This is a genomic window from Flavobacterium cerinum (assembly GCF_004028155.1).
Classification (GTDB): Bacteria; Bacteroidota; Bacteroidia; order Flavobacteriales; family Flavobacteriaceae; genus Flavobacterium; species Flavobacterium cerinum.
In genome coordinates, this window is record NZ_SBII01000005.1 from 146,002 (window position 1) to 158,065 (window position 12,064).

The 12,064-nt window shown below is 36.2% G+C and carries 13 protein-coding genes; 8 read left to right on the plus strand and 5 right to left on the minus strand.

Annotation, left to right across the window (positions count from 1 at the left end; all coding sequences use genetic code 11):
- The first annotated feature begins 9 nt into the window (after positions 1-9).
- Positions 10-771: an antibiotic biosynthesis monooxygenase gene (locus tag EPI11_RS09290; protein ID WP_164879140.1), complete on the plus strand. Its 762-nt coding sequence runs from the start codon at positions 10-12 to the stop codon at positions 769-771.
- A 171-nt stretch (positions 772-942) separates the two neighbouring features.
- Positions 943-2,367: an L-serine ammonia-lyase gene (locus tag EPI11_RS09295; protein ID WP_128389688.1), complete on the plus strand. Its 1,425-nt coding sequence runs from the start codon at positions 943-945 to the stop codon at positions 2,365-2,367.
- A gap of 74 nt (positions 2,368-2,441) precedes the next feature.
- On the opposite strand, the gene EPI11_RS09300 is transcribed toward EPI11_RS09295, so the two are convergent.
- On the minus strand, positions 2,442-2,870 hold the full coding sequence (locus EPI11_RS09300; protein ID WP_128389689.1) for a nuclear transport factor 2 family protein: 429 nt from the start codon (positions 2,868-2,870) through the stop codon (positions 2,442-2,444).
- 130 nt (positions 2,871-3,000) lie between these two features.
- On the opposite strand from EPI11_RS09300, the gene panB reads away from it, so the two are divergent.
- From panB to ypfJ, 4 genes are all read left to right on the plus strand, one after another.
- Entirely contained in the window at positions 3,001-3,819 is an 819-nt protein-coding gene (gene panB / locus EPI11_RS09305; protein WP_128389690.1) for a 3-methyl-2-oxobutanoate hydroxymethyltransferase, read from the plus strand.
- Positions 3,820-3,922: 103 nt separating this feature from the next.
- Positions 3,923-4,612 carry an RluA family pseudouridine synthase gene (locus EPI11_RS09310; RefSeq protein ID WP_128389691.1) on the plus strand — a complete coding sequence of 230 codons (690 nt, stop codon included), beginning with the start codon at positions 3,923-3,925 and terminating at the stop codon, positions 4,610-4,612.
- A 195-nt stretch (positions 4,613-4,807) separates the two neighbouring features.
- Positions 4,808-6,184: a DUF5723 family protein gene (locus tag EPI11_RS09315; protein WP_128389692.1), complete on the plus strand. Its 1,377-nt coding sequence runs from the start codon at positions 4,808-4,810 to the stop codon at positions 6,182-6,184.
- 132 nt (positions 6,185-6,316) lie between these two features.
- On the plus strand, positions 6,317-7,183 hold the full coding sequence (ypfJ, locus tag EPI11_RS09320; RefSeq protein WP_128389693.1) for a KPN_02809 family neutral zinc metallopeptidase: 867 nt from the start codon (positions 6,317-6,319) through the stop codon (positions 7,181-7,183).
- Here ypfJ and EPI11_RS09325 read toward each other — a convergent pair whose 3' ends face one another.
- The 4 genes from EPI11_RS09325 to EPI11_RS09340 form a co-directional block, all read right to left on the minus strand.
- Positions 7,184-7,411, minus strand: coding sequence for a hypothetical protein (locus tag EPI11_RS09325; RefSeq protein ID WP_128389694.1), 228 nt, complete (start codon positions 7,409-7,411; stop codon positions 7,184-7,186).
- Between the two features lie 18 nt (positions 7,412-7,429).
- Positions 7,430-8,965, minus strand: a complete 1,536-nt coding sequence (locus EPI11_RS09330; RefSeq protein WP_128389695.1) for a YifB family Mg chelatase-like AAA ATPase — start codon at positions 8,963-8,965, stop codon at positions 7,430-7,432.
- Positions 8,966-9,043: 78 nt separating this feature from the next.
- Complete coding sequence (locus tag EPI11_RS09335; protein WP_128389696.1) at positions 9,044-9,565, minus strand: hypothetical protein; 522 nt, start codon at positions 9,563-9,565, stop codon at positions 9,044-9,046.
- A 148-nt stretch (positions 9,566-9,713) separates the two neighbouring features.
- On the minus strand, positions 9,714-10,073 hold the full coding sequence (locus EPI11_RS09340; RefSeq protein WP_128389697.1) for a cation transporter: 360 nt from the start codon (positions 10,071-10,073) through the stop codon (positions 9,714-9,716).
- A gap of 148 nt (positions 10,074-10,221) precedes the next feature.
- On the opposite strand from EPI11_RS09340, the gene EPI11_RS09345 reads away from it, so the two are divergent.
- Together EPI11_RS09345 and EPI11_RS09350 are read left to right on the plus strand one after the other, a co-directional pair.
- Positions 10,222-10,599, plus strand: a complete 378-nt coding sequence (locus tag EPI11_RS09345) for a PH domain-containing protein (protein ID WP_128389698.1) — start codon at positions 10,222-10,224, stop codon at positions 10,597-10,599.
- A 76-nt stretch (positions 10,600-10,675) separates the two neighbouring features.
- Positions 10,676-12,031, plus strand: coding sequence for an FAD-dependent oxidoreductase (locus EPI11_RS09350; RefSeq protein ID WP_128389699.1), 1,356 nt, complete (start codon positions 10,676-10,678; stop codon positions 12,029-12,031).
- Positions 12,032-12,064 lie beyond the last annotated feature (33 nt).

The window sequence follows — 12,064 nt, forward strand, 5'->3', positions numbered from 1 at the left end:
GTAATAATCATGAAAACAACATCTAATTCCAAACTTTCATTGGGTCTTCTATTCCTCACTCTTTCATTATATGCTCAAAGCCCGCTAAAAGAAACTCAACCTCTTAAAACAGCTGCCTTAAAAGAATATGTTTTGTTATTCAGATATCCTAACATTAACTATACTGAGCAACAGCTTGCAGATATAGGTAATAAATGGCACAAAACAATAGCAGGCTGGAAAAGTAAAGGACTATATATAAGTAATGAAGTATTTGAACCCAAAGGAATATTAATAACAGGTACTGCTGCTAAAATAAGCGAAAATACTTTTGCTGAAGGCACTATGTTTTTAGGTGCTATAGTAACAGTACTGGCACAGAACAAAGAACAGGCTGTTGAACTGGCAAAAGAAAGTCCGGTACTAGCTACCGGAGGTAATATTGAAGTAAGGGAGTATCGATATATCGATAAAAGCAAAAGAGTAACTTTTATTGATACGTTTACGATTCCTGAAAATGCCCATGAATCTTTTATCAACAGGATGAACAAGAACAGGGAGCTGCTTAAAACCATTCCCGGTTTTATTGAAGACCATGCTTACGTAAAAACTGTAGGCGAAAGCAGATTTAATTACATAACCATTGCCATCTGGGAAAATGAAGAGGCTATTAGCAATGCTAAAAAAGCCGTTGAAGCATATTATAGAAATGAAAACTTCAACCTTCAGGAGTTTATAAAGCAGAATGGTATAATAATGGAAAGAGCTTTGTATAGCGAAATGGAAAAGTAATTTCACATAACAATAGTTAGAGTGTTATAGTGATATAACATCTTTATATTTCTTTGTTATATCTGTTTTGTTAAATCAACAATTTTAGTACTATATCGTTATAGTATTGGCAATTTATTTACCTTTATCGGCTGGAATAAATTACCTTTACAAGAATTGCTATTACTTACTATGAACGAATGTATTTCTGTTTTCGATATGCTTAAAATCGGTGTCGGGCCTTCCAGTTCCCACACCCTTGGTCCTTGGCGTGGAGCCGAACGTTTTTTAAAAGAACTCCATGAAGAAGGCATATTTAATAATGTTATCCGTATTAAGGTTGACCTGTATGGTTCTTTATCTTTAACGGGTAAAGGACACGCCACAGACCTTGCTGTAATGCTTGGACTTAGCGGTGCTGATCCCGAATATGTTCCTATAGACAGTATAGCTTCTATTATAGAGGATATAAAACAAACACATCAGTTGTTTTTAGGGAGTATGAAAGTAATACCTTTTACAATTGATACTGACATAGTTTTTAATAAGAACTTCCTTCCTTTCCATTCCAATGGTTTTATGTTCACGGCGTATACAGATGCCGGAGAATATGAGTCTACTTTCTATTCTATAGGTGGGGGGTTTGTAGTCAAAGAAGAACTTGTAGCTTCCGGTGAAAAGGAAATGATTAAATGTGCATTCCCCTTCCCTATTGATAAGGCCGATGAACTTTTACAGTATACAATTACCGAGAACAAAAAGATATCGGAGATCGTATATGAAAATGAAAAGTCGATACGTACAGAAGAAGAAATAGATAAAGAACTGATGCGTGTTTGGAATACTATGTTGGAATGTATGTACACAGGCTGCCATACCGAGGGAATACTTCCGGGCGGACTGAATGTGCGACGCAGGGCATTTGATATGCACAGTAAAATGATTGGTGAACTACCATATAATAATCCGTGGGAATGGTTAAGAGTAATCAGGAAAACCGAAGTTAAATTCCGCCAGATACTAAAATGGGTCAGCTGTTTTGCACTTGCAGTGAATGAGGTTAATGCAGCTCTTGGCCGTGTGGTTACTGCACCTACTAATGGCAGTGCCGGTGTTATTCCAGCAGTATTAATGTATTATATGGTTATAGAAAATCACGATGCAGACGAAAGCCACATTAAACAATTCTTAATGGTTGCAGGAGAAATAGGCAGTATCTTTAAAAAAGGTGCTACTATATCGGCAGCAATGGGCGGATGTCAGGCAGAGATTGGTGTGTCGTCTGCAATGGCAGCAGCAGCGCTTTGCGAACTAATGGGTGGAACTCCTGCACAATGCCTTATGGCTGCAGAAATTGCTATGGAACACCATTTAGGAATGACGTGTGATCCTATAGGAGGACTGGTACAGATTCCTTGTATTGAACGTAATACTATGGGTGCAATTAAAGCGATAAATGCAGCAGAACTTGCCCTTGAAACTGACCCTAAGAATGCTAAAGTTCCTTTAGATAAAGTGGTAGATACTATGTGGAAAACTGCTCAGGACATGAATAATAAATACAAAGAAACATCTGAAGGCGGTCTTGCCGTTACAGTTAATAACGCAGACTGTTAGTTAGTTAGTTAGTTTTCTGTTTAATATAAAAAAGCCACATTGATTGAAATTTGATGTGGCTTTTTCTTTTAATATTATTTCCTGCGGGTATCTGCAATATAAATGATCTTCCAGATGCCATTATCTTTAAATAGCTGGAATGAATTTACTCCACTATGGCTTAGTTTACCATTAACATAAAACTCATAGGGCGTCCAGACGTGTGCTAATGAACCATCGATTTGTATTTTATAATCCAAAAGTCTCTCCTCTATTTTTATATTTACAGGAAGTGCTGCGATCGATTTAAGAAAATCCTCAGTATTTTCTGTTGTAAGAGTATTTCCTTTAGTATTTTCACTAATGGATTGTAATACCAAACCCTTACAAACCGACTTTATTTTTAAAGTATCACCCTGATGCATTCCTTCAAAAAAGATTTGAATCGTTTTTTTTACATCAGATTCCTGTGCTTTAGTGTTTTGTACCAGGCAGACAATTAAGATAACCAATAGCTTTTTCATAATTTTAGGGTATTACCTATTTACTTTAGTAGCAAGTAGTAAAGGTTTGTTACAAAAACAGCTAAAAAACAAGTTCTGCTCGGCTATTCTTATTACATTTTACTACTTTTACCTCTCTAAACAGTACATTATGTCAACGGCAAAAAAAGATTACAAAAGGATTACTACAAAATCACTGATTGAAATGAAGACTAATGGAGAGAAAATCTCTATGCTGACTTCGTATGATTATACTATGGCAAAAATTGTTGACGCTGCCGGTATAGATGTCATATTGGTAGGCGATTCAGCTTCAAACGTTATGGCAGGTCACGAAACGACACTTCCTATAACATTAGATCAAATGATCTATCATGCATCATCAGTAGTAAGAGCAATTACAAGAGCATTGGTTGTCGTAGATTTACCTTTTGGAAGTTACCAGTCTGATCCTAAAGAAGCATTGCGTTCTTCTATCAGGATTATGAAAGAGAGCGGCGGACATGCTGTAAAGCTTGAAGGTGGCAGCGAAATTAAAGATTCAATAAAGAAGATATTAAATGCTGGTATCCCTGTTATGGGGCACTTAGGTTTAACACCTCAGTCTATTTATAAATTTGGTACTTATACTGTACGTGCAAAAGAGGATGAAGAAGCTGAGAAATTAATGGAAGATGCTAAAATGCTGGAACGCATTGGATGTTTTGCTGTAGTTCTGGAAAAAATTCCGGCTCATTTGGCACAGAAGGTTGCCGAAAGTATTTCAATTCCGGTAATTGGAATTGGTGCAGGCGGTGGCGTAGACGGTCAGGTATTGGTAATACATGATATGTTGGGTATGAACAATGAATTTAGCCCGCGTTTCCTTCGTAGATATATGAATCTTTATGAAGAAATGACTACTGCAATTGGTCAGTATGTGACAGATGTAAAATCTAAAGATTTTCCAAATACTAATGAACAATACTAGAATTTAGTTTATTAAAATATTTAAGTCTTGAGATTATATTAATTTCAAGACTTTTTTCATATTGCCTTAATTTCTAATAATACAACCTTCCAATAATCTAATTTTGAAAGTACTTTCCAATAAAAATAACCTTCAGGTTCTTTATGAAGACAACCACATTATTGCGGTTAACAAACGTGTAGGCGATATTGTTCAGGGCGATAAAACCGGAGACAAACCCCTTAGCGATGTTGTAAAAGAATATATAAAGGACAAATATAATAAGCCCGGAGAAGTATTTCTTGGCGTTGTGCATAGGCTCGACAGACCTACAACCGGTATTGTTATTTTTGCAAGGACATCAAAAGCGCTTACACGACTTAACGAGCTATTTAAAAATAGAGAAACGCAAAAGACCTATTGGGCTGTTGTAAAGAAAAAACCGGAAACTAACACTGGAATTCTAGAGCATTTTCTTAAGCGTAACGAAAAAACGAATACTTCTAAAGCACATACTAAAGAGGTGCCTGAAAGTAAGAAAGCAAGCCTTGATTATACTGTGATAAAAGAGTTGAATAATTATTTCGCACTCGAAATTAATTTACATACCGGACGCCATCATCAAATCAGGGCACAGTTATCGGCTATAGGCTCCCCTATTAAAGGAGATCTTAAATATGGCTTTGACCGTAGTAATCCTGATGGAGGTATTCATTTACATGCACGAAAGTTAGTTTTTGTGCATCCTGTTTCAAAAGAAAATATATCCATCACTGCTCCTGTACCCGACGATGTAATCTGGAAAGCTGTTTAGGTTAACCAAATAACAAGTTTTTGTAAAATGGCAAAATACCTATCTATAGGTATTTTGTTATGTGAATGATTTTTAGATATTTGCATTAAATTAATGAAATTTAAATTTATTTTAATAGCGAAAGTGATTCTGCTGTTAAAACCTTATTGAAAATTTAAATATTTGTACATTTACAGCAAATAATCACATTTACATATGAAAAAACCATTACTCTTTATTATTACGCTCCTAAGTACAGGGCTTTACGCTCAGGAGCATTTTTCTGGTATTAGCACTTCCAGAAGAACAGGCATCATCAATGCCACAATTAACCCTGCCGAACTAGTGAATTTAGAAAAAAAATATGAGGTTAGTGTTTTTTCATTAAGTGCTAACGTTTCAAACAATAAAATTAGTTTTGGTGATCTTGTAGGCGGTGCAGACAATTTTGAAGAATTGTTATTTACGGGGGATGACCCTGTAAATATGCGTGTTGATGTAGAAATATTAGGCCCATCTTTTGCAATGAAAGTTGATAAGTGGGCTTTTGCAATTACTACTGCTGCAAAAGTAAGAGCTAATCTTGTAGATATAGATACGCATTTAGGTCGGGCATTAACACTAGATCCTATTATGAGTACTACGGTAACAGCAAATATCAATTCGCAATATAATCAAAGAGCTACTGCAACTTCATGGGGCGAAATTGGTTTATCTGCTGCAAGAGAAATTTATAAAGACGAAGAGCATGAATTTTCTGCGGGTGTAACATTCAAGTTATTATTTCCGGGAGCTTATGCTAATATGTCTGCCAGTAAATTTAAAGGTACCATTAACACCAATTTGCTAACTAACGAAACGGTTCTTGATGATGCTCAGGCTAATTTGAATTTTGCTTATTCAGGATCATTAGCTGACGGTTTTGATGATGCAGGTAATTTTGCAGACTTCTTTGCAGGTGGCTTAAATGGTTTTTCTACTGATATAGGTTTTAATTACCGATGGAAAAATGTTAATGGTAATAATGATGAATACAAATTGAATGCAGGTTTAGCATTCAGAAATATGGGAAGCATGACATTTAAGGATGATAAAAATGTTTCTAATAATTATTCATTGAACATTCCTAATGATAATAACCCTCTTGATGGAACCAGCGGGCTTGATCTTACTCAGTTTGAAAACGCAGACACCATTCAGGAAATAGAAGATATCCTAATGCAGAGTGGTTATGCAACGTTAAATAAATCAGGTAAAAACTTTAAAGCAAAAATGCCGGCTTTGGTTTCTGCATATGCAGACTATAATATTTCAGGAAACTGGTATGCTACAGGATATTTTCAGCAGAAGCTTAACAAAGACAGTAAAGACGGACAGATAGCAGTACAAAACATGATATCGCTTACACCGCGTTATTCTACTGGTTTCTTTGAAGTTTATGCACCTTTGGCAAATAATGAAATTTCAGGTTTCACAGCAGGTATTGGTTTCCGTATAGGAGGTTTCTACATTGGTTCTGGGTCAATACTTTCTTCAGCTATTAGTGATACAAACCAGGCAGATGCTTATTTAGGCTTCCGTTTTGGATTCTAATATATAAGTTATGTTCAAATTTATAGCCATACATTTCGTATGGCTTTTTTTATGACCAATTTAAAAAATTGTTATAAAGTATTACCTGTATAAAATTATATTCCCTAACTTCATTACATAAAATCGATACATATGAAATGGTCAGGCAGAAGACAAAGCGATAACATGGAAGATCGCCGTGGTGTTTCAGGAGGTAAAATTGCTGCAGGTGGTGGTATTATAGGTATAATAATACTTGCTATAAGTCTGTTTACAGGTGGTGGTGATAGTGGAACCATGATCCAGGAAATCACCAATCAGTTACAGCAAAATGGAGCTGGCGGCCAGCAGGAAACTGTGGAATTATCGGAACGCGATAAAGAAATGGGAAAATTCGTTGCAACCGTTCTTGCCGACACAGAAGATGTATGGATAAAAGTATTTGCCGAAAATGGTATGACTTATGAAAAACCGAAATTGGTACTTTTTCGCGATAGTGTACAAACTGCTTGTGGTGGTGCATCGTCAGCATCAGGACCTTTTTACTGTCCTTCCGATAAAAAAGTATATATGGATTTGGCCTTTTTTGATGAATTACAATCGCGATTCGGGGCTAAAGGCGGTGACTTTGCAATTGCATATGTAATTGCTCACGAAATTGGCCACCATGTACAGACATTATTAGGAACTTCATCAAAAGTTAGACAGTTGCAGTCGCAAACGGATGAAGCTGGTGCTAACAGACTTTCTGTTGCACAGGAACTTCAGGCCGATTTTTATGCAGGTCTTTGGACGCACTACAATGAGCAAATGAATAATATACTCGAAGAAGGTGATATTGATGAAGCACTAAGTGCTGCAAATGCTGTAGGTGATGACGCCATTCAAAAACGTGCTCAAGGGCATGTAGTTCCTGATTCTTTTACGCATGGTACATCGGCTCAGCGCATGTATTGGTTTAAAAAAGGATTTGAAACGGGAGATATCAAACAAGGCGATACCTTTAAAGAGCTACAATAATTAATTACTCTTTTTAGCGTTCATTATCTGCCACTGGTCATTAAGGTATTTTACCTTATTTACCTCTTTGGTGATCGATTCCAGTTCATCTTCATAATCAGGATCTTCCATTCCGGCAGCATCAAGATCTTGAGCTCTTTCTAATAAATTATCCATAACAGGGCGTAATTTCTCCTGAACTATAGCCGGCATGCCGTTGAATAATTCTACTAAATTTTGTTTAACCATTTTTATTTTATTTTTAAATTAACCTAACCAACCTTCCCTATCCAGGCTGCGATATTGTATGGCTTCGGCGATATGCTCCTGCTCTACATTAACGGCACCACAAAGATCGGCAATTGTTCTGGAAACTTTCAAAATTCTATCATAAGCTCTCGCAGAAAGATTAAGCCGTTCCATAGCTGTTTTTAAAAGTTGTAAGGAGGCCTCATCAAGTTCGCAATATTCGCGAATCTGTTTGGTATTCATTTGAGCATTATAATGTACTTTGTCGAAATCGGAAAAACGTTCTGTTTGAATTTCTCTTGCCGTAGTTACCCTTTTACGAATATCTGCACTATTTTCCGCTTTTTGTTTATCAGATAACTTTTCAAAAGGTACAGGAGTAACCTCAATATGAATATCGATCCGGTCCAGTAAAGGACCTGATATTTTGCTTAGGTAGCGCTGCATTTCATGTGGAGATGAACTAACAGGTGCATCGGGATCGTTAAAATAACCTCCCGGACTTGGGTTCATGCTTGCTACCAGCATAAAAGACGATGGATATGTTATTGTAAACTTCGCTCTGGATATGGTAACTTCACGGTCTTCTAATGGCTGGCGCATTACTTCGAGTACATCACGTTTAAATTCGGGTAATTCATCAAGGAATAGTACTCCATTATGAGCCATAGATATTTCACCGGGTTGTGGATAACTCCCGCCTCCGACGAGTGCTACATTGGATATTGTGTGATGGGGGCTTCTAAAAGGACGTTGGTTCATTAAACCGCCTTCTTTAACTTTACCTGCCACACTATGTATCTTTGTCGTTTCCAAAGCCTCTTTTAATGTCATTGGAGGCAATATACTTGGCAGACGTTTGGCAAGCATTGTTTTACCTGCTCCCGGCGGACCGATCAATATAATATTATGTCCTCCAGCCGCGGCAATTTCCATACAGCGTTTTATACTTTCCTGACCCTTAACATCACTAAAATCAAACTCCGGAAAATCGAGTGTTTTGTAAAACTCCTCACGGGTATTGAATATCGTCGGTTCAAGTGTACCTCTTCCTTCCAGAAAATCAATAACTTCCAAGACATTTTCAATACCATATACATCAAGTCCGGCTACAATAGCAGCTTCTTTTACGTTTTGCTTTGGTAGAAAAAATCCCTTAAAACCTTCTTCTTTAGCTTTGATAGCAATGGGTAATGCTCCTTTTATCGGCTGGAGGCTTCCATCAAGCGAAAGCTCACCCATTATTACATATTTGTCAACTTCATCCGATTTAATTTGTCCTGAAGCTGCCAGTATGCCTATGGCAAGGGTAAGATCATAAGCAGATCCTTCTTTCCTTAAATCGGCAGGTGCCATGTTTATAGTAATTTTCTTCCCGGGAAGCTGATAGCCGTTATTCTTTAAAGCAGCAGCAATACGGTAGCTACTCTCTTTAATAGCATTATCAGGCAGTCCTACTAGGTGATAGCCTACACCTTTATCTATATTCACTTCAACGGTAATGGTTGTGGCTTCAACCCCAAAAACGGCGCTCCCGAAAACTTTTATCAGCATATAGTAAATTTGAAGTGTCTAAAATACGGAAAATAATTACAATTTTATGATATACTATTTAGCCTTTTTATTTAAGCATCAAAAAGCAGCATTGCCTTGTGTACATTTATTTATTAAAGCTTCTTCTTCCGTTACACAGCCTATAAATTCTCTACAGCTCCAGCCTAAATCATCCTCTCCCATGTAAAATAATCTTGGTCTGCATTTTTCATTTCCCTCACAAATAATAAATAAGTCTATATAGGTATATATATCAGGGTTATTTGATTTGTCAAAATAAAGTTCACCATTGTAATTACATAGCCATCTTACAATATGAAGATCTTTTCTTTTAGATGATGAGAACTCAACATAGAAATATTTTATTTTTTTACTGCCCAGTGTATATTTTTGAATGACTTCAACATTATCAATAATTGGATCATGTTTATAAAGCTCTTTATTAACCGTGTTTATAAAATCCTTTTTGGTGATTAACAATTTTGGCTTACCATTTTTTAGTTTACCCACTAAGAGTTTACTATCAAAAGAAATTTCTTTTGACTGTGATACTATGATTATTGAATTGAACAATAGAAAAATGACTAATAGGTATTTCATTTGTTTATATATAATGTTCTAAAATACGGAAATTGATTACAATTATTATAAGTAAAACAACAGTGTTTCAGTATTCATTAATTAAGAGCATAGTGAAATAAATAGAAAAAGGAGCTCATGGCTCCCTTCATTCCTGTATTTATAAAATTTATTTCTTACAGCATCCGTCCAATCCTTCATAGGCAACAGCATCTGCGGGTATATCGTCGGCATCATAGCCCAATTTGCTTATAGCGGTCTTTATTTTGGTAAGATCGGTTTTTTTAGAATTGTAAACCACTTTAATGGTCATGGCTTTATCATCAAGGGTGATCATCTGGATACCTTTTTCCTTTAGGAGCGTTTTTTGCAATCTGTCGCCGCATGATTCACATTGCTTGCAATGATCGCAGTGTATTACGGTTTTAATTACAGCTGTTTGTATCGTCTTTTCTTTTTGTGCAAATGCAGTATTTGAAAATAAAAAGAAAGTTAGTGCCGTTAAAATTAATTTGATGCTATTTTTCATACGAATCAGTTTTGTTTGTTATTAATAGCCGAAAATAGGCAAATAAATTCAATTGATAATTTCCCCTTAAAATAAACTTATAAATTTTCTAAATCAGAAATAACATCTTACTTTTATTCAAATTTAAATCACCACTTACAATAAAATTATGGGACTATTTAATGCCATTATGGGCAATGCCTCTGAAGTTAATATCGAGAAAATAACAGGCGAATTCCAGCCTATGCTTATTCCAGGAGAAAAGATCGAGAAAGCTTACAAACTTATCAGAGATATGTTTGTGTTTACTAATAAAAGACTTATTTTAGTAGATAAGCAGGGTATTACCGGATCTAAGGTAGATTATCAATCTATTCCTTATGGTAGTATTACTAAATTCTCTAAAGAAAGTGCGGGTCTTCTTGACCTTGATGCAGAATTGAAGATTTGGGTAAGAGGTGAAAGCCTTCCTATAAAAAAACAATTTGGTAAAGACAATAATATCAACGAAGTATATGTGATATTGAGCCAGCATATTCTGGGTTAGAACACCTACTTAATTATATTACCTTTTAGCCAAAACACGCAACGTTTTGGCTATTTTTTTTATAAAACAAATAACTATGGCAGATAATACACTTGTGATAATTGGCGGCGATGCTGCCGGAATGACTGCAGCTTCTAAAGTTAGGCGTGAACAGCCGGACAGGAAAATAATTGTTTTTGAAAAATCACAATATACTTCCTATTCTGCCTGTGGTATCCCCTATTTTATATCGGAAACTGTAAAATCTGCTGAAGAGCTCGTGGTGAGAAGTCCTGAGGAATTTCGAAAAAAATACAAGATCGATGTCAGGACTATGCATTTGGTTCTGGAGGTAGATACAGATAATAAAAAGATAAAAGTACTTGATAAAGAAAAAGATGAGGAAATATGGCAGGAATATGATCAGTTGCTTATAGCAACGGGAGGTCATTCTTTTTGTCCTGATATTGAAGGGCAAGATGCAGAAAATGCTTTTGGCATCTCTACTCTAAAAAGCGGTATAAAACTGGAGAAATATATAGAGGATAAAAAACCAAAGTCGGCAGTAATTATTGGTGGCGGTTATATTGGGCTCGAAATGGCCGAAGCACTATTGATTAGAGGTTTAAAAGTTACATTGATAAACCGTTCTGAACAGGTAATGAATACACTTGATCCCGATATGGGAGCTATGGTATCCGATGCTGTTCGTAATCTTGGTGTTACTTTATATCTTAATGAAGAATTGAAAGCTTTCGATCTTAAAGATAATATGATAAAAGGCGTAGTCACGAATAAGAGAACAATCAAAGCCGATATTGTTATTTTCGGAATGGGTTCTGCACCAAATACTGCTTTCCTGAAAGGTTCAAAGATCAAACTTGGTGTTAAAGATGCCATAGCTGTTAACACCAAAATGGAAACTAATATAAAAGATGTATGGGCTGCCGGTGACTGTGCTGAGACATTCCATTTGGTAAGTAAAAAGCAGGTTTATATTGCTCTGGGTACACTGGCCAATAAAAGCGGACTGGTTGCCGGAAGTAATATTGCCGGAGAAAAATCGGTTTTTCCTGGTGGCGTGGGTACAGCAGTGTGTAAAGTATGTAGTTATGAAGTAGCGCGTACCGGACTTCTTGAAAAAGACCTAAAAGCAATGAAGATAGATTATGTAACCGCTACGACCAAAAGTAAAACACGCGCCCATTATTATCCGGGAGCAAAAGATATCACTGTAAAATTATTGGCAGAGAAAAAAAGTGGCAGGTTATTAGGAGCACAGATAATTGGCGAAGAAGGTGCAGCTAAACGTATAGACGTATTAGCTACAGCACTCACGCATAACCTAACTGTGCAGAATATAATAGACCTTGACTTATCCTATGCTCCACCCTTCTCTCCTGTTTGGGATCCGGTGCAGACAGCAGCACGAAAACTAATAAACGATATATAAAGAAAAAGCCTTCATTACGAAGGCTTTTCTATT